This window comes from Bradyrhizobium sp. CB82 (genome assembly GCF_029714405.1).
Classification (GTDB): Bacteria; Pseudomonadota; Alphaproteobacteria; order Rhizobiales; family Xanthobacteraceae; genus Bradyrhizobium.
Genome location: NZ_CP121650.1, coordinates 1,265,220 through 1,287,375 on the forward strand (window position 1 = coordinate 1,265,220; position 22,156 = coordinate 1,287,375).

The window sequence follows — 22,156 nt, forward strand, 5'->3', positions numbered from 1 at the left end:
GTGCGAAGCAACGATGCTGCGCGACCAGCTGTTTGAGAAAGACGAGGAACCCCATGGCAGACCCCGACGCGCCGGCGACCAATTCAGGGGGCGTGACCATTTCGACGGGTAGCGCCGAGCGTGCGCCGTTCATCTATTTCGACGGCGTCTCCTGCTTCGGCCACCACAACGGCGCAATCCAGATCGAGCTCGCCGCGAACCTTTTGATGCCGGTCGGTCCGGGCGTGCGCGTCGACGTGATCCAGACCGGACACATCCGCTGTAGCCCGGCCGCCGCCATCGCCCTGCGTGAAGCGCTCGACAAGGCGCTCGCCATGATGCAGCAGGGCCAGCAGCAGCCGACGGAGGTCATTCCGGCAATGAAGAATTGAGGCCGCTCTGATCGTGGATCGTCGGGTGGGTTAGCGAAGCGTAACCCACCACTTCTCTCGCCCGCGGCATGGTGGGTTACGCCTTCGGCTAACCCACCCTGTACCCTACGCAGTTCAAGCGCCGCTCGCCGCTCACCCCTTCGTCACGTGCACCTTCGGCTTCTTGCCGGCATTCCATTTGCCATCGATGGCGCGCTCGATCTGGGCGGCGAGTTGCAAGAGCAGCCCGTCATTGGCCTGCCTGGCGATGGCCTGGATGCCAAGCGGCAGGCCGTGCTCGTTCTCGGCGAGCGGCAGCGAAACCGCCGGCATGCCGCACAGATTCGCCAGCGGCGTGAAGGCGAAATTGCGCCAGAGATTGCCGAACCAGTCCAGCACATCCGGATTGTCGGAGATCGTGAGAAACTCCTTCGTGCCAACCTTCGGTGTCGGCAGCGCGGTGATCGGCGTCAGGATGACGTCCCACTGCTCGAAGAAGCCCCCGAAGCCGCGCGAGGTGGTGTTGAACACCGCCTGCATCTTGGCCCGCTCGGCAAAGCTCGCGTGGCGGCCTGCCTCCCAGATGCGGATGTTCATCGGCTCGATCAGATCCTCGGGCGGCCGCTCCAGCCCGCGCGCGGCGAGCATGTTCGAGATCACGACGGCGAAGTTCGAGATGTAGCAGGTGGTCTGCGCGTCGAAGGCAGCGCGGAAATCGAGCTCGGGCAGGGCAAAGTCGACGTGATGGCCGAGGCCTTCGAGGAAACGGCCGATCTTTTCCAGCTCGGCGGCGATGTGCGGCGTCGCGCGATAATCGCCCCATTGATGCGACAACGCGATGCGGAGCTTGCCGGGATCGCGCTTGATCATCTCGGTATAGGGCTGCGCCGTGGTCCAGAACGGCATGAACTCGCCGGGCGCCGGTCCCCGGGCATGATCGATGAAGGCGGCGGTATCGCGCACGCTGCGCGACTGGCAGCCCTGGATCGAGACGAGGCCGGTGAGATCGGACATATGCGGCGCAAGCGAGAACACGCCGCGCGACACCTTCAGCCCGATATTGCCGTTGACCCCTGCGGGAATGCGGATCGAGCCGCCGCCGTCGGTCGCATGCGCAATCGGCACGATGCCAGCCGCCACCGATGCGGCGCTGCCCGCCGACGAGCCGCATGTGGTGTAGTCGGTATTCCAGGGATTGCGCGTGACATAGACGGCCGGGTTGTCGGCGGAGCTGCACACGCCGAACTCCGGCGTCGTGGTCCGTCCGATCAGGTTCAATCCGGCCTGGCGGAATTTCGTCGTGAGGAAGGTGTCGGCGCCTGCGCGATTGCCGCGCATCAACAGCGAGCCCATTTCCTGCAAGCGGCCCTTCATGGTGGGTCCGAGATCCTTCATCAGGAAGGGCAGGCCGGCGAACGGGCCGGCGAGATTGATGCCGTCCCTGGCGGGATCCGCGATCACGTCGTCGAACAGCTCGACCACGCCCGACAATGTGGAATCGACCTTCGCCACCGCTGCCGCAGCCTGGCGCGCTAATTCGGCAGGCGTGAGCTCGCCCTTCTTGACGCACCCAGCCAGCGCCACGCCATCATGCTGCGCCCATTCATTCCAGCTCATCGGCAAAGTCATATCGGTCCCTTTCGTGAGGCGGCACCATAATTCCGCCGGGGACCCTGTCAACAAACCGGCCCTGCAGGGCTGCTGCGCTGAATTCGGCAGACTGCAATTCCGCCGGCGGATTAGCCGGGCGCTGAACTACCTTTGACGCGCAACCAAGGACTGCGCGGGGGCCTCCTGCCACGACCGAGGCGTGCTTGCGAGGATGGGCTGATGAAACTCCGGAGCGCGCCCGCAGTCACTGGCTAGTGTTGGGCGGATTTGGCCAGAATCTCGCTCGCCGGCCGGCAGATCACCTTGACGCGCTCGTCGGGCTGAATGTCCCGGCCAATGGAGCTTTCCGCCAGATAGGCCTGGCCGTGCATCAGGCAAGTCACCGGGTTACCGAACTCGGTCGGAACCCGCATGACCGTGACCGCACTGTTGCGCGTGCAGTCCTGCAGGTCGGGTGTCACGGCAACCGAGCAAATCAGGACCAGAGCTGTGAGCATGTTGTCCTCCGGCTAGCGTCCCAACTGATCCGCGGCAGCCGAAGCGGCATTCGAAAATGTGCTCGTCATGGCAATATCCAATGCGAAGTAAGATTCACGCAATCAAACACTGGGGACGATGCTATTCCATATCGGTCACGGTGAATGTGAGCGTGTTCACATGATTTCCAGATCGCGCAGCCGATTTCCTGCGCTTGCGATGACGATGGAAGGCATGGGTGTGTTCCGGGTTCAGCCGTCGAGCCCGACCATGTTCCGAGGCGGTGCTGCAACCGAACGAATGTGGCGAGATCGCATCGGCGCAACAAAAATCCCCTGTCGACGGCTCCGTGTCGTACCTTGATGAATCAAGTCGGGTTGGTCCATAAGCGGCGTCCCGCGACCGGTGGTTCGGTTCGCGTCGCGTGCTTGGATTAGAGGAAACTGGCGTGGCAAACATCAACCAGAAGATTGCGCAGGAGCTCGGGGCCCGGGAGGAGCAGGTCGAGGCGGCGGTGACGCTGCTCGACGGCGGCGCCACGGTTCCCTTCATCGCCCGCTACCGCAAGGAGGCCACCGGTGCGCTCGACGACGCGCAGCTGCGCACGCTGGAAGAGCGCCTGGTCTACCTGCGCGAGCTCGAAGACCGGCGCAAGGCGATCCTCGAATCGATCCGCGAGCAGGGCAAGCTCGACGCGACGCTGGAGGCCACCATCATGGCCGCCGACAGCAAGGCGCGCCTGGAAGACATCTATCTGCCGTTCAAGCCGAAGCGCCGCACCAAGGCGGAGATCGCCAAGGAAGCCGGCCTCGAGCCGCTCGCCAACAAGTTGATGGCAGAGCCCGCGAACGATCCGAAGGCGGTGGCGGAAACATTCGTCAACGCCGAGAAGGGCGTGGCCGATGCCGCCGCCGCCCTCGACGGCGCCCGCGCCATCCTGGTCGAGCGCTTCGACGAGGATGCTGATCTGATCGGCAGCCTGCGCGAGGAGATGTGGACCAATGCGCGCATGGCCTCCAAGGTGCGCGACGGCAAGAAGACCGAGGGTGAGAAATTCGCCGACTATTTCGAGTTCTCCGAGCCACTGACCAAACTCCCGTCGCATCGCATCCTCGCGATGTTCCGCGGTGAAAAGGAGGAGATCCTCGATCTCCAGATCCAGGCCGAGGCCGAAGCGCCGCCCGCGGGCGTGCCGAGCGCCTATGAATTGAAGATCATGAAACGGTTCGGCATCGCCGACCTCAAGCGCGCGGGCGACCGCTGGCTGATCGACACCGTGCGCTGGGCCTGGCGCACCAAGATCCAGGTGCACCTCAACATTGACCTGCGCATGCGGTTGTGGAACGCGGCCGAGACCGAGGCCGTGCGCGTGTTCGCCTCGAACCTGCGCGATCTGCTGCTGGCGGCACCCGCCGGCACCCGCGTCACCATGGGGCTCGATCCCGGTTACCGCACCGGCGTCAAGGTCGCCGTGATCGATGCGACCGGCAAGGTGGTCGACACCACCGCAATCTATCCGCACGAGCCGCAGCGGCAGTGGAACGAGTCGCTCGCGATCCTCGGCAGGCTCGCGCTGAAACATCGCGTCGAGCTGATCGCGATCGGCAACGGCACCGCCTCGCGCGAGACCGACAAGCTCGCGACGGAGCTCGTGAAGGGCCTGGCTGAGCTGAAGATGACCAAGATCGTGGTGTCGGAAGCGGGCGCGTCGGTCTATTCGGCCTCCGCCTTCGCGTCGCAGGAATTGCCGGGCCTGGACGTCACCCTGCGCGGCGCGGTCTCGATCGCCCGGCGCCTTCAGGATCCGCTCGCCGAGCTCGTCAAGATCGAGCCCAAGGCGATCGGCGTCGGCCAGTACCAGCACGATCTCGGCGAGGCCAAGCTCGCGCGCTCGCTCGATGCCGTGGTCGAGGATTGCGTGAACGCAGTCGGTGTCGACGTCAACACCGCCTCCGCGCCGCTGCTTGCCCGCGTCTCGGGCGTCGGTGCGGGCCTTGCGCAGAGCATCGTACAGCATCGCGACGCCAACGGCCCCTTCAAGTCGCGCAAGGCGCTCAAGGACGTGCCGCGGCTCGGGCCGAAGGCGTTCGAGCAGTGTGCGGGCTTCTTGCGCATCCTCGGCGGCGAGGATCCGCTCGATGCCTCCGGCGTGCATCCGGAAGCCTACCCGGTGGTACGCAGAATCCTCAGCGCCACCAAGAGCGATATCAAGGCGCTGATCGGCAACAGCGACGTCGTGCGGACATTGAAGCCGAAGGACTATGTCGACGAGACCTTCGGCCTGCCGACCGTGACCGACATCCTGCGCGAACTTGAAAAGCCCGGCCGCGACCCGCGTCCCGCGTTCAAGGCGGCGGTGTTCAAGGAAGGCGTCGAGGAGATCAAGGATCTCAAGAAGGGCATGATCCTCGAGGGCACGGTGACCAACGTGGCCGCCTTCGGCGCGTTCGTCGATATCGGCGTGCATCAGGACGGCCTCGTGCACATCTCGGCAATGTCCAAGAATTTCATCAAGGATCCGCGCGAGGTGGTGAAGCCCGGCGACATCGTCAAGGTGAAGGTGCTGGACTTCGAGGTCGCCCGCAAGCGCATCTCGCTGACGCTGCGCCTCGACGACGAGGTCGGCGCCACGAAGGACGCGCCCGGAATGCAGCGCGACAATTCGCGAAACGCCGGCCGCATGACCTCATCGGCCCCGCGCAAGCAGGAATCCTCCGGCGGCGGCGCGCTCGCCGAAGCCCTCCGCCGCGCCGCCGAAAAGAGCGGCCGCGGCAAGCCGGCGTAAGGCGTCCGGCAAACTAACTTCCGCGTCAGAATCTGGCGCATTTGTAAGTTGAAGGCGAGCCTGCCGTCGCCTCATCTGATCCTCCGAGTGCGGCGAGGCTACAGCCGCACTGCAAGGAGGATCTTCCGATGAACAACAGGCTTCTCACAGGCCTCGTCGCAGCGGCAGTCGCCGCGACGCTGGCGGTCGCGTCGCCCGTCCTCGCGCAGCGTGGCGGCGGCGGGCATGGCGGCTTCGGCGGCGGCGGGCATATGGGTGGTGGCGGCATGGGCATGGGGGGCGGCATGCGTACTGGCGGAATGGGCGGCGCCCACTTCGGTGGCATGGGCGGTGCTCGTTTTGGCGGAGCGAGCTTTGGTGGCGCGCGCTTCGCCGGCGCACCGATGGCAGGCCGCGCGGCCTTCGCGCCGCGCTTTGCGGGCAGCCCGATGGCCGCCCGGGCAGCCTTCGTCGGGCCACGCTTCGCCGGTACCGGCTTCCGCGGCAGGCCCTTCATCGGCCGCCACGCCTTCTTCTTCCGGCATCATCGCTTCAATCGCTTCGCCTTCTTCGGCGCCCCGTTCATCTACGCCGGCTATTACGACGGCTGCTGGCGCCGGAGCTGGACGCCTTGGGGCTGGCAATGGGTCAATGTGTGCGGGGACTACTGGTACTAGCATCGCGTGACCGCACCGTTGTCGCGATCGCCGCCAGGCAGTTCCGCCCTGCCCCGGAACGGGATAGTCTGGTGGCGATCGTCGCGGAGAGTTGAGCCAAGAGCTGAGCAATGACCGGAGGTCACCGCCGCATTCTCGTCGTCGAGGACGACCTGGAGACCGCAGGCCAGCTCGCCGAAGAGCTGACGACAAGCGGCTACGAGGTCGATCTCGCCGCGACCGGGCGCGAGGCGCTCAGCCGCGGCAGCAAGCGCGACTATGCCGTGATCACCATCGACCGCATGCTGCCTGACATCGATGGCATCACGGTGATGCGCCAGCTGCGCGACGACGGCATCGCTTCGCCCTTCCTGATCATCTCCGCGCTCGGCGAGGTCGACGACCGCGTGCGGGGCCTGCGCGCCGGCGGCGACGACTATCTCGTCAAGCCGTTCTCCTTCGTCGAGCTGCTCGCGCGCCTCGAGGCTCTCGGCCGCCGTAGCGAGACGATTGCAAAGGAGACGATCTTGCGCGTCGGCGATCTCGCCGTCGATTTGATCTCCCGCAGCGCCAGTCGCCGCGGCAAGAAGATCCCGCTGCTGCCGCGCGAATTCCAGCTGCTCGAATATCTCGTCCGCAACGAGGGCCGCGTCGTCTCCCGCGCGATGCTGCTTCAGCACGTCTGGGATCTGCATTTCGATCCCTCCACCAACATCATCGACGTCTATGTCGGCCGCGTCCGCCGCAAGGTCGACGATGCCCAAGCCTATCCGCTGATCCACACCATCCGCGGCATCGGATATTGCCTCCGTGCTCCTGGCTGATACGCTCAAGTCGTCGACATTCCGCCTGGCGCTGATCGCGATCGGCGTCTTTGGCCTGATTGTCGCGGCGATCATCGCCTATGTCTATTTCGGAACCCTTGCCTATGTGCGCAGTCGGGTTGGCGAGGTCGGCGATCACGACGGCTTCACCGGGATGATTGAGCTCGCGATGATCGCGGTCGCCCTGCTATTGCTGGTGCTCGCCGCGGTGGCGGCCGTGCTGGTGACGCGGCGCACCGTGGGGCGGATCGAGCAGATCAATGCCACCAGCCGCGCCATCATGCTCTCGGGCCTCGATCAACGCATCCCCTTGCGCGGCAGCCGCGACGAATGGGACCGGGTTGCGGAAAACCTCAACCAGATGCTCGACCGCATCGAGACGCTGATGGGAGAGGTCAAGCAGGTCAGTGACAACGTCGCGCACGATCTGCGCACGCCGCTGACGCGCATGCGCGGCCGGCTCGAGAAGGCCTATCACGCCCCGCGCAACAGCGAGACCGATGCGGCGCTGATCGGCGATACGATCGCCGATCTCGATGCCGTGCTCGGCATGTTCGCCTCCATCACGCGGATCTCCGAGATCGAGACCCGCGCGCGGAAGGGCGCGTTCCGTGAGCTGAACCTCGTGGAGATCGCCGGCGAGGTCGTCGAGCTCTACGATGCCGCGGCCGAGCAAGTTGCGACCCGTCTCAGCTTGTCCGGCGACCGCGAGGTCAGAATCACCGGCGATCGCGACCTGCTGTTCGATGCTATCGCCAACCTCGTCGACAACGCGATCAAGCATGGCCGCGCAAGCGGGCAGGTGAGCGTGACCTGCACCGCCAAGGACGGTGCCGCGGTGATCGCAATTGCCGACGACGGCCCAGGCATCCCGAGCGACCGGCACGACCAGGTGTTCAAGCGCTTCTACCGTCTCGAGCAGAGCCGATATACGCCCGGCAACGGCCTCGGCTTGAGCCTCGTCGCAGCCGTTGCGCGCCTGCACGGCGCTGAGGTCTCTCTGCGCGACAATGCGCCGGGACTGGCCGTCGCGCTCAGATTCCCGGCACCGTCCGCGCTCTGATCCTACAGGTTGATCACGCCCCGCCGCGCGGCATGCGCGACCGCGTCGGTGCGGCCGGTGGCATCGAGCTTGTCGAGCAGCGAGCCGACGTGGAACTTGACGGTGTGCACGGAGATGCCGAGCTGGCGCGCGATCATCTTGTTCGAGGCGCCCTCTGCCATCAGCGCGAGCACGTCGAACTCGCGAGCCGTCAGTTCGATATCTGCCGGCGAGGGCTGCCGGTCGCGTACGACCACCGCGGCCGGATCTCCAGGCGCGACGAGCCGCAAGCCGGCGACGCTGCCGAGCAGCGACGCCAGCCGGTCGGCGAGCGCGGGATCGCCGACCTCCAGCGCGATCGCGATGTCCTGCGTCGTGTCCTCGCTCACGCCTCCGGCCTCTCGCCGATCGTGACCTTGAAGTTCACCGGCTCACCGCCACGCCGCACCGCGACGTCGACGACCGAGCCCACGCTCTCAGGTCCGAGAGACCGTGACAGTGCGCGGACGCCGGCGAGCTTCTCGTCATTGACGGCCACGATGACGTCGCCCTGCCGGATGCCGGCCGCGGCGGATGGGCCGGACTTGTCGACATTCATCACCATTGCGCCGACGCCGTCATCGAGCCGCACCGGTTGCAGGCCGAGCCCGAGATAGCCGCGCGCGATCCGGCCACGCGTTTCGAGCTGCGCCGCGATCCGCTCGATGGTCGCGCCCGGGATCACCAGGACACGCCGCGGTCCCTGGACGGCCATGCCGAAGGGTTCACCCTGCGCATTCAGCGCAAGGCCGCCCTCATGGCTGTGGCGTAGCCGCACGTCGAGCTCGATCCGTGCCTCGATGTCGCCACCGCGCAGGCTGCGCCAGCGCGGACCCGCAAGCGACACTATGCCGAGAGATGCGGTGGGTGCGCCACGGTCGGCCGCGACGACGATTGCGAGCGAGCCGAGCGCAGGGGCGGCCGACGTCAGTTTCACCGGTGGGATGTCGGCATCGGCGCGCAGCAGCGCGATGTCGGTGGTGTGGTCGCGGCCGGCAATCGTTGCCGTCCGCGTGCTGCCATCGGCGAGCCTGATCTCGACCTCGCCCTCGTCGGCCAGCGCCTCGTCGGCGGTGATGATGAGGCCTGCCTTCCAGGCAAAGCCGGAAGCGCGCAACCGATGCGAGTGGACGGAGACGAGCGACGGCGCGGCACGTGCAGCGACATCCGAAAGCGCTGACGAGAGCGCAACGAGGGGGGTAGGGTCGGTCATGGCGAACTCCTGTCGGTTGTCCCAAATCTGGTATGCCGCGGGCGATCCGGAAACTGGCCTGATGGGCAGGAGGCTCCGCAATGTCCCGGCCGACGAACATGTGATTTGGAGGCGGTCACGGGAACGTGTAGCAATCAGAAAGCCATCGTGCCCCACGGCCTCACGCATTTTCGGAAGACCCCGGATGACCATCGACCTGACCCGCCGCGCGCTGCTGCATCTCGCCGGCGCCACCACGCTTGCGGCGGCCGCCGCCGCCGCGGCGCGCGCCGAAGGTCATCCGGTCAGCGTCGGGCCGACCTATGCGAGCCGCACGCCGATGCGCGTCGGCATGGTGACGCTGCGGGTCAAGAATCTCGCTACCGTTGCCGATTACTATCGTGACGTGCTCGGCCTCACGGTGATGGAACGCTCGACGAGTTCAGCGCGGCTCGGCGCCGGCGGTGTGACGCTGCTCATGCTGGAGGCGCATCCCGGCGCCGCGATCGAGCCGCGCAGCGCGGCCGGCCTCTATCACACCGCCTTCCTGATGCCGACCCGCAAGGATCTTGCGCGCTGGCTGGTGCATGCCGCCTCGCATCGTGTGCCGTTGTCGGGCTTCGCCGATCATCTCGTCAGCGAGTCCGTCTATCTCGACGATCCCGAAGGCAATGGCATCGAGGTCTATGCCGACCGCGATCCCTCGCAATGGCAGTGGAGCGAGGGCTCGGTGAAGATGGCAACCGACGAGCTGAACATTCCGGACCTGCTGTCGCTCACGAACACCCGCGTCAGCGACTACGCCGAGGCGCCGGAGGGCCTGCGTGTCGGTCACATGCACTTGCGCGTCGGCAACCTCGCGCAGGCCGAAGGCTTTTACCACGGCACCGTCGGCCTCGATCCGACCCGCCGCCGCAATGGCGCCGCGTTCCTCTCCTCCGGGCGCTATCATCATCACCTCGGCATGAACGTCTGGCAGAGCCAGGGCGCCGGCCGCCGCGACGACACCACCACCGGGCTCGCCTGGTTCTCACTGGTGACGGAGAGGCAGGACATCCTCGCCGCGCAGGACGAACGCCTGCGCAAGGCGGGTGCGCAGGTCACGGCGCTCGCCGATGGTGTCGAGGCCGTCGATCCCTGGGGCACACGGGTGCGGCTCATCAAAGGGTGAGCGCGAGAGCTAGAGCTCGATATATTCCCGCTCGCCGGTCTCGGGCCGCGTGAACACGGCCACCCGCCGGTTGGTTTCGGGATCGATGAAGCGCTCGCCGGTGTCGACCCAGCCGGGACCTGCCGGCCGTCTGGACGCCGGCTTGTAGCGCGTGTCGTAGATCAGGCTCAGGATCAGGCCGATACCGACGAAGGTGAGGGGCACGCCGAACGGAAAATAGTGGCCCGCGATCAGGAGCACGGCGGCAATCATGAGCGCGGCGATCCCGATGCCCAAGGACATGCTCCTCTCCGCGAACTCCTAGCGCGAGGCCGGTTCGACCACGACGGCCGTCCCGTAAGCCACGATCTCGCTCATGGTCTGGCCGATCTCCGCGGAATCGAACCGCATCATCACGATCGCGTTGGCACCCATCGCGGTGGCGTTCTCGACCAGGCGGTCGATGGCATGGCGGCGTGCATCCTCAAGCAGTCGCGTATATTCGGGGATCTCGCCGCCGACGATCGACCGCAATCCGGCGACGATATTGCCGCCGAGCCCACGGCTGCGGACGACGATGCCAAAGCACTGGCCGAGCGTCCTGACGACGCGGTGGTTCGCTACGTTCTCCGTCGTCACGATCAGCATAGGGCCTTCCTGGTTGGTTCGCTGCAACGTCCCATTAGTCCGGCAATGCAGCAGGCGGGTTCATTTCGCCGGCTTGCTTGTCGGCCTCACGGGGGCGTGTTAGCACCCGCGAAACCATACGGGCGGATCTGCAACGCCCGATCTGCCGCAGGGTTGCCCGACATGCCCGATTTTCACGGCGTCTTCCCCTATCTCGTTTCGCCCCTCGATGCGGATGGCGCGGTGCGCGCCGGCGTGCTCGCCCGGCTCTGCGACGACCTGATCGGCGCCGGCGTGCATGGGTTGACGCCGCTCGGCTCGACCGGCGAGTTCGCCTATCTCAATGCCACACAGCGCGCGAGGATCGTGCAGACCACGATCGAGACCGCGAAGGGCCAGGTGCCCGTGGTGGCCGGTGTTGCCTCGACCTCGACCGTCGATGCGGTCGCGCAGGCGAAGGCGTACCAGAAGCTCGGCGCCGACGGCATTCTGGCGATCCTGGAAGCGTACTTCCCGCTCGCTGAAGCGCAGGTCGAATCCTATTTCCGCGGCATCGCAGACGCGGTCGACATTCCCGTCGTCATCTACACCAACCCGCAATTCCAGCGCTCCGATCTCACGCTCGACGTCATCGCGCGCCTCGCCGAGCACCCGCGCATCGACTACATCAAGGACGCCTCGACCAACACCGGCCGGCTGCTGTCGATCATGAATCGCTGCGGCGACAAGATCCGCGTGTTCTCGGCGTCCGCACATATTCCGGCCGCGGTGATGCTGATCGGCGGCCTCGGCTGGATGGCGGGACCAGCCTGCATCATCCCGCGCCAGAGCGTCGCGCTCTATGATCTCTGCAAGGAGGGACGCTGGGATGCAGCCATGACGCTCCAGCGCAAGCTGTGGCGCATCAACGAAGCCTTCGCCCGCTTCAACCTCGCCGCCTGCATCAAGGCAGGGCTGACGATCCAGGGCTACGATGTCGGCGATCCCGTTCCGCCTCAGGCCGCGCTGACGGCCGAGCAGCGCAAGATCGTCGAGGCGGCGTTGCGAGAGGTGGCCTAAGTCTCCTCCGCGGTCATGCCCAGCACCAGGCTCCGCAAAGGCTTCGCCGGGCTTTCGATGTTGGGCCGGCGAAGCCTCGGGAAGACGGCAGACCCGGGCATGACGAATTTGCAGGTCGTGCCCGCACAAAACGTCGGCTGGCCTCATCGGCATCGATCCGCTAAAAGGCGGCCGCGCTTTGAGGCTTAGAGGACCCATTGGAATGAACATTCTTCCCGGCAATTTGCGTTTCGGTGCGGGCCTGCCCGTCAAGCGTTTGGAAGACCAGCGGCTGCTCACCGGGAAGGGACAGTTCATCGACGACAAGCCGGAGGACGGCGCGCTGTGGCTGCACGTGCTGCGCTCGCCGCATGCCCACGCAAAAATCGTGTCGATCGACATCAGCGCGGCGGCCACGATGCCAGGTGTGACCGCGGTCTATACCGGAGCCGATCTGATCAAGGACAATATCGGCGAGATCCCCACGCTGAACATCTTCAAGCGTCCCGACGGCAAGCCGATGACGGTGCCGCCGCGACGGCTGCTCGCCCATGAGGTCGTGCGCTATGCCGGCGAGGCTGTCGCGGCCGTGGTCGCCACCTCGCGCGCTCTGGCGCAGGGCGCGGCCGAAGCGATCGTGGTCGACTACGACGTGCAGCCTGCGGTGGTCGATCCCGTCGAGGCGCTGAAGCCTGGGGCGCCCGTGGTGTGGCCGGAGGCGCCCGACAACATCGTCGGCGCGATGGCCTACGGCGAGGCGGCCAAGGTCGATGAAGCCTTCGCCAGGGCCGCGCATGTGGTCGAGCTCGATCTCGTCAGCCAGCGGCTCGTACCGTCTGCGATGGAGCCGCGCTCGACCATTGCCGAGATCGAGAAGAAGTCCGGCCGGCTTCTCCTGCACGTGCAGTCGCAGACGCCGGCCTCGACCCGCGACGTGCTCTGTGCGGTGCTGAAGCGGCCGATCGAGAGCGTGCGCGTTCTGGTCGGCGACATCGGTGGCGGCTTTGGCCAGAAGACCAACCTCTATCCGGAGGACGGCATCGTCGCCTATGCCGCGACCAAGCTGAACAGGAAGATCCGTTGGCGCGGCGACCGCACCGACGAGTTCGTCGGCGGCACCCATGGCCGCGACCTCACCTCGACCGCATCCTTCGCGCTCGACGAGAAGGGCAAGGTGCTGGCCTATCGCGTCGAGTCGATCGGCTGCACCGGTGCCTATTCCTCGGGCGCCGCCAACATCATCCCGCTGGTGCTCGGTCCCTTCGTGCAAACCGGTGTCTACGACCTGCCGCTGGTGCATTTCGAGATCAAGACGGTGATGACCCACACCGCACCCGTCGGCGCCTATCGCGGCGCGGGCCGGCCTGAAGCCGTGTTCATCGTCGAGCGTCTGTTCGACGCTGCCGCGCGAAAAATCGGCATGGATCCGCGCGCGATCCGCAAAGCGAACTACATCAAGCCGGCGCAGCTCCCCTACACGAACGCTGCCGGACAGGTCTACGATTCCGGCGCCTTCGCGCATATGCTCGACCGCGCCGCGAAACTTGCCGATTGGGACGGCTTTGCCGCACGCAAACGCGCCGCGAAGAAGAAGGGCTTGCTTTATGGCCGCGGGCTCACCTCCTACATCGAATGGACCGGCGGACGCGCGCATACTGAGAAGGTCAGCCTGCACGCGACTTCGCAGGGCCGCGTCATCCTGCATTCAGGCACCATGGCGATGGGGCAGGGGCTACAGACCACCTACACCCAGATGATCTCCGATACGCTCGGCATTTCCCTCGACAAGATCGACGTGGTGCAGGGCGACACCGACCTTGCGACCGGCTTCGGCAGCGTCGGTTCGCGCTCGCTGTTCGTCGGCGGCACGGCGGTCGCGGTCTCCTCCAACGACCTGATCCAGAAGGCGCGCGAGAAGGCATCGAACCTGCTGGAGACCTCGGTCGAGGACATCGAGTATCAGGACGGCATGCTCACCGTGGTCGGCACCGACCGCCGCATCAGCCTGTTCGAGATCGCCGAGAAGGAGCAGGGCGCCAAGCTCAGCGTCGATTCCGAAGGCGAGGTGGACGGTCCGAGCTGGCCGAACGGCACGCATGTCTGCGAGATCGAGATCGATCCGGAGACCGGTGTGTCCCGCGTGGTGCGCTACACCACGGTCGATGACGTCGGCGTTGCGGTCAACCCGATGCTGGTCACCGGCCAGATCCATGGCGGCGTCGCGCAGGGTATCGGACAGGCGCTCTACGAGGGCGTGGCCTATGACGCTGAAGGCCAGCTCCTCACCGCGAGCTACCAGGACTATTGCATCCCGCGTGCCGACGACGTGCCGCCGATCGAAGTGACGCTCGACCACTCCGCGCCCTGCCGCACCAACCCGCTCGGCGCCAAGGGCTGCGGCGAGTCCGGCGCCATCGGCGGGCCACCCTGCGTCACCAACGGCGTGATGGACGCACTCGCCGAACTCGGCATCACCCAGCTCAACACGCCTTTGACGCCCCAGAAGATCTGGCAGGCGATCCGGGAGGCGAAGGCGGGAGCGTAGCCTGCATTGTTGCGTCGAATGTCGCCGCAAACTCAACTCGTCGTCCCCGCCCCCTCGCCGGGACGACACCGGATGTGTGCCGTCGAGATACTCCGCCACCTCCGTCAGCATGTCCTCCGCGGGCGCAATCTGATATCTAGGCTCCCGATTCCACCGGGAGAGATTTCATGCGCAAGATACTGACCGTGCTGGCGGCGTTCGCCTGCCTCAGCCTGACCAATTGCGGCTACAACGCGATCCAAGGCCAGGATGAGCAGATCAAGGCCAACTGGTCCGAGGTGGTGAACCAGTATCAGCGCCGCGCCGATCTCGTGCCCAACCTCGTCAACTCGGTGAAGGGCTTCGCCCAGCAGGAGAAGGACGTGCTGCTCGGGGTCACGAATGCGCGCGCCAAGGTCGGCAGCATCCAGGCAACGCCCGAGGTGCTCAATGATCCCGCCGCGTTCCAGAAATTCCAGGCAGCCCAAAGCGAGCTCTCCAGCGCGCTGTCGCGGCTTCTCGTCGTCACCGAAAACTACCCGCAGCTCAAATCGGATGCGCTGTTCAAGGACCTGATGTCCCAGCTCGAGGGCACCGAGAACCGCATCACCGTGGCGCGCAACCGCTACATCAAGTCGGTGCAGGATTACAACGTCACCATCCGCTCCTTCCCGACCAACCTCACTGCGATGATGTTCAGCTACAAGGAGAAGCCGAACTTCAGCGTGGAGAACGAGAAGGAAATCTCGACCGCGCCGAAGGTCGATTTCAACCCGGCGCCCGCGCCGTCGAAGTAAGCGCCTTCGACCCCGATGCGCACCACGTCCTCCGTCGTCATTCCCCGCGAAAGCGGGGGATCCAGTACGCCGCGGCTTCTCCGTATTCCGCCGGCGTCTCTGGAATACTGGATCGCCCGGTCAAGCTGGGCGATGACAGCGAGTTTGGTGCGCGCCCGTTCTGCCTTCTCCTCGCGTGCGTTCCTCGTCCTTGCACTCTTTTTCGCTTTTGCCCTAGCTGCCGCGGCCGACGTCGCCGTGCCGCAGCTCACGGGGCGCGTCGTCGACCAGACCGGGACGCTGTCGAGCGGCGACGTTGCGTCGCTGACCTCGCGGCTGCGGGACTTCGAGAACCGCAAGGGCAGCCAGATCGCGGTCCTGATCGTGCCGACCACACAGCCGGAGACGATCGAGCAGTACTCGATCCGCGTTGCTGACGCCTGGAAGATCGGCCGCAAGAAGGTCGATGACGGCGCGATCCTCGTGGTCGCCAAGAACGATCGCCACCTGCGCATCGAGGTCGGCTACGGCCTCGAGGGCGCACTGACGGACGTGACGTCGAGGCGGATCATCGACGAGGTTATCACGCCGAAATTCCGCACGGGCGACTTTGGCGGCGGCATCTCCGATGGCGTTGACCGCATGATGCGCGTGATCGACGGCGAGCCGTTGCCGGCGCCTCAGCGCAGCACGAGCTTTGCCAGCGACTTGAACGATTTCGGGCCTGTCGCTCCCTTCGCACTGTTCGCCTCGCTGTTCGTCGGCGGCATCCTGCGCACGATGTTCGGGCGATTGCTTGGCTCGATTGCGACTGGCGGGGTGCTTGCGGTGGTGGCCTGGTTCATGGTCGGCTCACTGGCCCTCGCGATCGGCGTCGGTGCCATCGCCTTCATCCTGGCGTTCATTGCTGACCTTGCTCCGACATCCGGTCCGGGGAGGGGCTACTCGCGCGGTGGTTCATGGTCGAGCGGTTCCTCGGGAGGCGGCTGGAGCAGCGGCTCGTCGTCGAGCGACAGCGGCAGCTTCAGCGGCGGTGGCGGCAGTTTCGGCGGCGGCGGCGCCTCGGGGAGCTGGTAGGTCATGAGCATCAGGCGCATTACCAGGCATCTGGTCCAGCACCATTGGCGGGCGAAGGTGATCTTCACGCCCGGCGTGCTCGACCGGATCGAGCAGGCGATCAGGCAAAGCGAGACCACGCATTCCGGCCAGGTTCGTTTCGTGGTCGAAGGCGCGCTCGACGGCCGCCCGCTCTTCCGCAACCAGCCGGCGCGCGAGCGTGCGCTCGACGTCTTCTCGCATTTGAGGATCTGGGACACCGCGCACAACAACGGCGTCCTGATCTATCTCCTGCTCGCCGACCGCGACGTCGAGATCGTCGCCGACCGCGGCATCGATGCAAAGGTCGGCGCTGCGGGCTGGGAAAAAATCTGCCGCGACATGGAAGCCGACTTTCGCGCCGGCCGGTTCGAGCACGGCATAATCAAGGGCATCGAAGCCGTCTCGCGCGAGCTCGCGCGCCACTTCCCACCGCGCGGCCCGCATCCGAACGAGCTGCCGGACGAGCCGGTCGTGTTGTAACCGCCATTCCGGGGCGCGTGAGCGCGAACCGGGAATCCATTTCACCACGAATGCTTCGGGATAGATGCATTCCGGTCTCGTCGCTTCGCGACGCCCCGGAATGACGAAGCGCGGTCATTCGCCCCAAATCGTCCAGCTCGTTCAAATCCCGCACCGACCGCATGATCGGCTCGGGATGCGGTCGGCGAGCTGCCCGAGCCCAACATGCCGCACCTCGCGAACAACGCCTTCGCCCGATATCGGGGGCTGGCCCGCCCGCGCCGAACGCAATTTTGCGCCCGGCCTGCCACGCCGGTTCCATGATCCCGGCCCAATTCAGCCCCGGATGAGTTCCTAAAATTTCGGTAAGCGGGTCCACGGGTAAGGATTTCGCAAGCAATGAAAGTTACCAAAAGGTCAATCCTGACTGGAGTATTTGAGCCGTGAGCGAAGCAATGCCCGAACAGGCCGCTGAACCGCAGCCCGCCGAGGTTTCGTCGGAGCCTGGCGTGGAGACACGCGCCGACGCCCCCTCGATTGCGCCCGACCATGAGGCGCCCAAGCCGGATGCACCGATGCCGGATGCCCCCAAAGCGGAAGCGCCGAAGGTCGAGCCACCCAGGCTGGTGGTGCCCAAGCTCGATATGCCCAAAGCTGAAGAGCCCAAACCGGAAGAGCCCAAGCTGCACGAACCCAAGCCCGAGCTGAAGCCGGGGAAGCTGATCGTCATGGGGTCATCAGACCGCGCCTGGGATCACCCGGATCCGCAGGTCAAGGCTGAGCCGAAGGACACGGGCGGCAAGCGCCGGCTCTCGGCGATGGCCGCTGTCGTCGCGCTTGCGGCCGTCGTCGGCGCGATCAGCGGCGCGCTTGCGACCGCAGGCGTCATGCACTTCGCCGCCAACCAGGCCGCTGCGCCGGCACCGGTTGCCGACACCAGCGCGCTGGAGGCCTCCGTCGCGCGAATCGATGCCGACGTTGTCGCGCTGAAGGCCGGCCTCGATCATACCTCGAAGTCCGCGACCGGCCAGTTCAACAAGACCAGCGACCGCCTCGACAAGCTCGAGAAGGCGCAGGCTGAACCGGCGGCCAAGCTCGCAAAACTGTCCGATGCCGTCGACAAGCTGCGTTCGGCGCAGGCGGCTGCGCCCGCGCAGACAACAGCGGCGAAGGAGACCACGGGCTCGATCGCCCCTGCCCAGGCCGCTGCCCAGGTCGCCGCCGCGACGCCCGTCGCAGTGCCGGCCGCAGCTCCCGCGCAGGCCGCGGTCCCGCTCCCGGTGCCGAAGCCCGAGATCGGCCGGCTGCCGACGCTCGAGGGCTGGCGCCTGCGTGACGTCGCCAATGGCGGCGCGCTGATCGAGGGACGCGGCGGACTGTACGAGGTTTATGCCGGCGATCCGGTGCCGGGTCTCGGCCGGATCGATGCGATCCGCCGCCAGGACGGCCGCTGGGTCGTCGTCACCAGCAAGGGCCTGATCGTCGCGCGCTAAGCCGAGCGACTCCGAGCTCGCGGAAAGGCGCTTCACCGTGATGTGAAGCGCCTTTTTGCTTGAATAGGCCTCTTTCCGCGGTGTTAGTGGAGGCATGAGCCGTCGCCGTCTGCGCTGTCTGCGAATTCTCGTTGCCCTCGTCGCGCTATGCGGCGGCGTGCCGTCGCTGTCGGCCGCGGAGAACGCAGTCCTGGATCGCGGCACGGCCATTACCGATCCGGAGCAGCTGCGCAAGCTCGATCAGAATGACGTGCTGACGATCTCGCGGCTGCTATGGAGCGAGCGGAACGCGAATTTCCCACTCACATCGGACATGCTGTTCGCATGGCTGCCGCAGCTCGCGCAGATCCGTCCCGCGATCGACGCGGAGTTCGATCGCTATATCGCGCGCCACAAGGCGGATGCGCCGAACGAGACCATCGGCGTCGGCGAGGGCTTCGACGTTCAACTGTTCGACCGGTCCGTCCTCAACTCCCCCGACACAAGCTTCGTGCTGGCGGGCATCGTCAACCGCATGGACCGCGCCTACGTGTCGGAGACCTCCTGCGGCGAGATCCGGCTGATCTATCGTCTTGCCCGTTTCGAGACGAAGCAGGAGGGCGACAAGGTGGCATCGCGCCTGCCGATGACGCTCAATCTCATCCTCAAGGCGCGGCATGATGGCCAGATCGACCGCGACGGCAGGCCGGTCACCTGCGCGGAGATCGCGCGGCGCTGGCTCGCCAACGACAATCCGCTCGATCTCGTCGAGCAACCTCCCTTTCCCCACGATGCGATGCTCGACCGCATCGAGACCAACATCCAGATCGCAGTCATGCCGAAATCGCCGAGTCACGATTTCCGCACCGACTACCTGCTGAAGGTGTTCAAATACAGTCCCGGCACCAAGCTGTTCGAGGAATCGACGCTGGAGAACCAGATCGACCATGATCGCATTCTTGGCGATGACGCGCTCAGGCGCGACTTCAAGGACTGGCTGCTTGCCCCCGACCATTTTGCCGAGTTCGATCGTGGTACGGTCCTGATCCCGGAAAAATTCCTTGCGAGAGCCGCGCTCGCGCCGACGCCGGCCGGCCTTGATGCATCACAGCTCCAGCCCGAATTCGGCCTGATGCAGGGCGAGGGCAAAGGCGATGGCGTTTTCACCGACAGCGACGTGGTCGGCGCGCTGAAGACGGCCGCCGAACGTGGCGTCATCTTGCAGAACATCCGCTCGGTTGCGGGCTTCCAGCGCCGGCTGAACGACGTCACCTGCTCCGGCTGCCACCAGACCCGCGGCATCGGCGGCTTCCATTTCCCGGGCGTCGACTGGCTCGCGGACAAGCCATCCGCCATCGTGCCGGCGTCACCGCATTTCTTCGGCGACCAGGTCCGTCGCCGCGACATCCTGACCGCGTTTGCGGAAGGCCGGCGTCCCGACTTCTCGCGCGGCTTCGCCAGCCGGCCGCAGCTCCGCGGCAGCACCGAGCTTGCGGGAACCGAATATCAGGACGGTTGGGGGCGCATTGTTATTTGCAAGCACCGGGATCGGCCGGCGCTGACAAGAGTTTTACGTCATGGACCTGCGCGAAGGGTCTCGCCTGCCAGTCGGCGAGCGCATCAAGCCATATAGGCATGTGTTTTGTGAAGACGCGTTAGCGCGGCCAGACCGATTTGGATCGTCAATGACGGACGGCAGTGAAGCCAACAAGGAGCGCAATCGCCAGATCGCGCGCAACGAGGAAGCCAGGCAGATCACCGGCAGCATTGGGTCAGCACCTGGGCTGTCGCGGTCGCCATCATGGTCGGCGCAGTGGTGTTGGCACTGATCTGGATCGCGGCGCGGCCGTAGAGCATGGCTTCACTTCGTGTAATGCGTCAGCCGCTGTCCCGGCAGCAAGTCATACGCCGACCGCCAGCCCGGCAGCGCGGCCATGCGGCCGAGCCAGGCGTGGATGGCGGGATGGCTTTCTCCGAAATCGTAGCCGTGCTCGTCGCTCGGATAATGCAGGTAGGCCATCATCGAGATGTCGGCGACCGTCGGCTTCTCGCCGATCGCGAACACGTTGCGGGCGAGATGCTGCTCGAGAATGCCGAGGAAGTCGTCGAGCCGCCGGCGGAAATGTCTTAGCACCTGAGGGTCGCCGTTTGGCGTGAACGTGCGCATGAAGCGGTAGGTCGCCATGTAGCCGGTGAGCTTGTGGTTGTCCCAGAACAGCCAGCGCAGCAGCTCGAACTTCTCATCGGCCGTCGCGCCGCCGAAGCGGTCATATTGCTCGGATAGTTTCAGCAGGATCGGCGCGGTCTGCGTCATCTTCACGCGGTCGATCTCGAGCACCGGGATCTCGCCCATCTCGTTGACCCTCTGTCGCCACTCCGCCGTGCGCGTGACGCCGCCGGCAAAGTCGGTCCAAACGGGCTCGAAGGTCTCACCGCACAGTGTGAGCATCAGCGCCAGTTTGTAGCTGTTGCCGGATTCGGGAAAGTAGTGCAGTCGGTAGCTGGGCATGGGATTCACTTTCCTCGCGAGAACAAACGACTGATTGCGAGATGCCGCCACATTGTCATTGCGAGCGTAGCGAAGCAATCCAGACTATCGCGGCGGAAAGATTCTGGATTGCTTCGCTACGCTCGCAATGACGGTGATGGTTGGAGTGAGCACTCTCCCTGGTTATGGGTTCCGGATCGGCGCTCCGCTTCGCTACGCTTGTCCGGGACGATAGCGGCACGTGCTGCGCTAGCGCGGCGTCCCTTACGCCACCGCCCCCGACGCGCGCAGCGTCTCGATCGTCGCCTCGTCGTATCCGGCATCGCGCAAAATCTCGTTACTGTGCTCGCCGATCGCGGGCGGCTTGCGCGGCTGGACCTTTCTCGTACCGTCGACCCAGATCGGGCTGTTGATGGTCAGCATGGTGTCGTTCTCGAATGGCACCAGCACCTCGTTGTCGAGCATCTGCTGGTCGTTCCGGATGTCGTCGAGAATACCGACGACGCCGAACACCAGCCCGTTGCCGTCGAGGATCTTGCGCCATTCGGCGAGATCCTTGGTGGCGAACGCCTCGTCGAAGATCTTGATCAGTTCGACCGAGCGCGCATGGCGGTCCGGCCTGGTCGCAAAACGCGGGTCGGTGATCAGATCTTCCCGCCCCATGCAGCGGGCGAGCGTCGGCCATTGCCGCTCCTCGTTCAGCAGCGAAAGGATGATCCAGCGGCCGTCCTTGCATTGGTAGTGATTGGTCACCGCGTTCAGCGCGCGCTCGCGCGGCCGCCGCTCGCCGAACTTGGCGCCGCAGAGTTTTGCCTGCGCCAGCACGCTTGCGGCCCACACGCCGTTCGCCATCAGATTGGAGGCGACATGGGCGCCCTTGCCCGTCTTCTCGCGCTGATAGAGCGCGGTGACGATCGCGCTATAGAGCGCCATGGCGCAAGGATGATCGCCCATGCCGGCGACCGAGCGCGCCGGCGTCGTGTTGGTGTCGGCACGCACGAGGTCCATCAGGCCGGAGCGCGCCCAATAGGCATTGCTGTCGAAGCCGGGCTTGTTGGCCTCCTCGCCCCTCTCGCCATAGCCGGTGAAGGAGGCGTAGATCAGCCGCTCGTTCAGGTGCGCTAGATGATCGTAGGTGATGCCGAGCTTTGAGCGCACCTGCGGCGGCATGTTGGTGATGAACACGTCGCTCTCGGCGACCAGCCTGTAGAGCACGGCCTGCGCGTCCGGCTTGGTGAGGTCGAGCGCGAGGCTCTTCTTGTTGCGCGCTTCGAGCAGCCAGGCGAAATTGTGCTCGCTCGCGGGATAGCCCGGCAGGTTCGGCAAATTACGGTAAGGGTCGCCCATGCCGGGCGGCTCGATCTTGATGACATCGGCACCGAAATCCGACAGCACGGTCGCGGCAGCGGGCGCCGCGATGAAGCTTGCGCAATCCAAAACCTTCAGGCCGTCGAAAATGCCCTTCTGCATGGTGCCGCCGCTCCCGCTTGTTTCCCGCGCGCTGGAATTCGCGCGCGCTCATCTGCCAGCCATTTGACCGATGTTCTGGCGGGATGCAACGCTGCAGGC

General features: G+C 65.7%; 20 protein-coding genes and 1 pseudogene. 13 read left to right on the plus strand and 8 right to left on the minus strand.

The genetic code is table 11. The features are described from left to right. The first annotated feature begins 53 nt into the window (after positions 1-53). Positions 54-371, plus strand: a complete 318-nt coding sequence (locus QA640_RS06040; protein ID WP_283039833.1) for a hypothetical protein — start codon at positions 54-56, stop codon at positions 369-371. A gap of 132 nt (positions 372-503) precedes the next feature. On the opposite strand, the gene QA640_RS06045 is transcribed toward QA640_RS06040, so the two are convergent. Both QA640_RS06045 and QA640_RS06050 read right to left on the minus strand, forming a co-directional pair. Beyond that, positions 504-1,979 carry an amidase gene (locus tag QA640_RS06045; protein WP_283039834.1) on the minus strand — a complete coding sequence of 492 codons (1,476 nt, stop codon included), beginning with the start codon at positions 1,977-1,979 and terminating at the stop codon, positions 504-506. 233 nt (positions 1,980-2,212) lie between these two features. Then, entirely contained in the window at positions 2,213-2,458 is a 246-nt protein-coding gene (locus tag QA640_RS06050; protein ID WP_283039835.1) for a hypothetical protein, read from the minus strand. A gap of 428 nt (positions 2,459-2,886) precedes the next feature. Here QA640_RS06050 and QA640_RS06055 point away from each other — a divergent pair, with 428 nt between their 5' ends. From QA640_RS06055 to QA640_RS06070, 4 genes are all read left to right on the plus strand, one after another. Continuing rightward, positions 2,887-5,223, plus strand: a complete 2,337-nt coding sequence (locus QA640_RS06055; protein WP_283039836.1) for a Tex family protein — start codon at positions 2,887-2,889, stop codon at positions 5,221-5,223. Positions 5,224-5,351: 128 nt separating this feature from the next. Then, positions 5,352-5,879 carry a hypothetical protein gene (locus QA640_RS06060; protein WP_283039837.1) on the plus strand — a complete coding sequence of 176 codons (528 nt, stop codon included), beginning with the start codon at positions 5,352-5,354 and terminating at the stop codon, positions 5,877-5,879. 110 nt (positions 5,880-5,989) lie between these two features. Next, positions 5,990-6,682, plus strand: a complete 693-nt coding sequence (locus QA640_RS06065; RefSeq protein WP_283039838.1) for a response regulator transcription factor — start codon at positions 5,990-5,992, stop codon at positions 6,680-6,682. Then, a complete protein-coding gene (locus QA640_RS06070; protein WP_283039839.1) occupies positions 6,669-7,745 on the plus strand; it encodes a HAMP domain-containing sensor histidine kinase in 1,077 nt (358 codons plus the stop codon). Before QA640_RS06065 ends, QA640_RS06070 begins: the two co-directional genes overlap by 14 nt. Positions 7,746-7,747: 2 nt before the next feature. Here the strand turns inward: QA640_RS06070 and QA640_RS06075 are convergent, their stop codons facing one another. Continuing rightward, complete coding sequence (locus QA640_RS06075; protein ID WP_283039840.1) at positions 7,748-8,113, minus strand: helix-turn-helix transcriptional regulator; 366 nt, start codon at positions 8,111-8,113, stop codon at positions 7,748-7,750. Further along, positions 8,110-8,976 (minus strand): S1C family serine protease, encoded by an 867-nt coding sequence (locus QA640_RS06080; protein WP_283039841.1) that lies wholly within the window; start codon positions 8,974-8,976, stop codon positions 8,110-8,112. Before QA640_RS06080 ends, QA640_RS06075 begins: the two co-directional genes overlap by 4 nt. A 184-nt stretch (positions 8,977-9,160) precedes the next feature. Between QA640_RS06080 and QA640_RS06085 the strand changes: the two genes are divergently transcribed. Then, the gene (locus QA640_RS06085) at positions 9,161-10,126 is read left to right on the plus strand and encodes a VOC family protein (protein WP_283039842.1); all 966 of its coding nucleotides are present in this window, start codon (positions 9,161-9,163) and stop codon (positions 10,124-10,126) included. A gap of 9 nt (positions 10,127-10,135) precedes the next feature. On the opposite strand, the gene QA640_RS06090 is transcribed toward QA640_RS06085, so the two are convergent. Together QA640_RS06090 and QA640_RS06095 are read right to left on the minus strand one after the other, a co-directional pair. Further along, on the minus strand, positions 10,136-10,408 hold the full coding sequence (locus QA640_RS06090; protein ID WP_283039843.1) for a hypothetical protein: 273 nt from the start codon (positions 10,406-10,408) through the stop codon (positions 10,136-10,138). A gap of 18 nt (positions 10,409-10,426) precedes the next feature. Further along, positions 10,427-10,753 (minus strand): heavy metal-binding domain-containing protein, encoded by a 327-nt coding sequence (locus QA640_RS06095; protein WP_283039844.1) that lies wholly within the window; start codon positions 10,751-10,753, stop codon positions 10,427-10,429. A gap of 162 nt (positions 10,754-10,915) precedes the next feature. On the opposite strand from QA640_RS06095, the gene QA640_RS06100 reads away from it, so the two are divergent. The 7 genes and pseudogenes from QA640_RS06100 (at position 10,916) to QA640_RS06130 (ending at position 19,758) form a co-directional block, all read left to right on the plus strand. Beyond that, positions 10,916-11,791, plus strand: coding sequence for a dihydrodipicolinate synthase family protein (locus tag QA640_RS06100; RefSeq protein WP_283039845.1), 876 nt, complete (start codon positions 10,916-10,918; stop codon positions 11,789-11,791). Between the two features lie 202 nt (positions 11,792-11,993). Then, on the plus strand, positions 11,994-14,315 hold the full coding sequence (locus QA640_RS06105; RefSeq protein WP_283039846.1) for a xanthine dehydrogenase family protein molybdopterin-binding subunit: 2,322 nt from the start codon (positions 11,994-11,996) through the stop codon (positions 14,313-14,315). Between the two features lie 167 nt (positions 14,316-14,482). Next, the gene (locus tag QA640_RS06110; protein ID WP_283039847.1) at positions 14,483-15,091 is read left to right on the plus strand and encodes a LemA family protein; all 609 of its coding nucleotides are present in this window, start codon (positions 14,483-14,485) and stop codon (positions 15,089-15,091) included. 132 nt (positions 15,092-15,223) lie between these two features. Continuing rightward, positions 15,224-16,147 carry a YgcG family protein gene (locus QA640_RS06115; protein ID WP_283039848.1) on the plus strand — a complete coding sequence of 308 codons (924 nt, stop codon included), beginning with the start codon at positions 15,224-15,226 and terminating at the stop codon, positions 16,145-16,147. Positions 16,148-16,150: 3 nt separating this feature from the next. Next, positions 16,151-16,648 carry a TPM domain-containing protein gene (locus QA640_RS06120; RefSeq protein ID WP_283039849.1) on the plus strand — a complete coding sequence of 166 codons (498 nt, stop codon included), beginning with the start codon at positions 16,151-16,153 and terminating at the stop codon, positions 16,646-16,648. A gap of 434 nt (positions 16,649-17,082) precedes the next feature. Beyond that, positions 17,083-18,120 (plus strand): hypothetical protein, encoded by a 1,038-nt coding sequence (locus QA640_RS06125; protein WP_283042731.1) that lies wholly within the window; start codon positions 17,083-17,085, stop codon positions 18,118-18,120. A gap of 94 nt (positions 18,121-18,214) precedes the next feature. Then, positions 18,215-19,758, plus strand: a pseudogene (locus tag QA640_RS06130) (hypothetical protein). Positions 19,759-19,960: 202 nt separating this feature from the next. On the opposite strand, the gene QA640_RS06135 reads toward QA640_RS06130, so the two are convergent. Further along, positions 19,961-20,608, minus strand: coding sequence for a glutathione S-transferase family protein (locus QA640_RS06135; RefSeq protein WP_283039850.1), 648 nt, complete (start codon positions 20,606-20,608; stop codon positions 19,961-19,963). Positions 20,609-20,851: 243 nt separating this feature from the next. Continuing rightward, positions 20,852-22,057, minus strand: a complete 1,206-nt coding sequence (locus tag QA640_RS06140; RefSeq protein WP_283039851.1) for a CoA transferase — start codon at positions 22,055-22,057, stop codon at positions 20,852-20,854. Positions 22,058-22,156: the final 99 nt, after the last annotated feature.

Coding starts and splice junctions, on each gene's coding strand:
- QA640_RS06040 (WP_283039833.1), top strand. CDS start 54: ATGGCAGACCCCGACGCGCCGGCGACCAATTCAGGGGGCGTGACCATT.
- QA640_RS06045 (WP_283039834.1), bottom strand. CDS start 1,979: ATGACTTTGCCGATGAGCTGGAATGAATGGGCGCAGCATGATGGCGTG.
- QA640_RS06050 (WP_283039835.1), bottom strand. CDS start 2,458: ATGCTCACAGCTCTGGTCCTGATTTGCTCGGTTGCCGTGACACCCGAC.
- QA640_RS06060 (WP_283039837.1), top strand. CDS start 5,352: ATGAACAACAGGCTTCTCACAGGCCTCGTCGCAGCGGCAGTCGCCGCG.
- QA640_RS06065 (WP_283039838.1), top strand. CDS start 5,990: ATGACCGGAGGTCACCGCCGCATTCTCGTCGTCGAGGACGACCTGGAG.
- QA640_RS06080 (WP_283039841.1), bottom strand. CDS start 8,976: ATGACCGACCCTACCCCCCTCGTTGCGCTCTCGTCAGCGCTTTCGGAT.
- QA640_RS06085 (WP_283039842.1), top strand. CDS start 9,161: ATGACCATCGACCTGACCCGCCGCGCGCTGCTGCATCTCGCCGGCGCC.
- QA640_RS06090 (WP_283039843.1), bottom strand. CDS start 10,408: ATGTCCTTGGGCATCGGGATCGCCGCGCTCATGATTGCCGCCGTGCTC.
- QA640_RS06095 (WP_283039844.1), bottom strand. CDS start 10,753: ATGCTGATCGTGACGACGGAGAACGTAGCGAACCACCGCGTCGTCAGG.
- QA640_RS06100 (WP_283039845.1), top strand. CDS start 10,916: ATGCCCGATTTTCACGGCGTCTTCCCCTATCTCGTTTCGCCCCTCGAT.
- QA640_RS06105 (WP_283039846.1), top strand. CDS start 11,994: ATGAACATTCTTCCCGGCAATTTGCGTTTCGGTGCGGGCCTGCCCGTC.
- QA640_RS06110 (WP_283039847.1), top strand. CDS start 14,483: ATGCGCAAGATACTGACCGTGCTGGCGGCGTTCGCCTGCCTCAGCCTG.
- QA640_RS06115 (WP_283039848.1), top strand. CDS start 15,224: ATGACAGCGAGTTTGGTGCGCGCCCGTTCTGCCTTCTCCTCGCGTGCG.
- QA640_RS06120 (WP_283039849.1), top strand. CDS start 16,151: ATGAGCATCAGGCGCATTACCAGGCATCTGGTCCAGCACCATTGGCGG.
- QA640_RS06125 (WP_283042731.1), top strand. CDS start 17,083: ATGCCCGAACAGGCCGCTGAACCGCAGCCCGCCGAGGTTTCGTCGGAG.
- QA640_RS06135 (WP_283039850.1), bottom strand. CDS start 20,608: ATGCCCAGCTACCGACTGCACTACTTTCCCGAATCCGGCAACAGCTAC.
- QA640_RS06140 (WP_283039851.1), bottom strand. CDS start 22,057: ATGCAGAAGGGCATTTTCGACGGCCTGAAGGTTTTGGATTGCGCAAGC.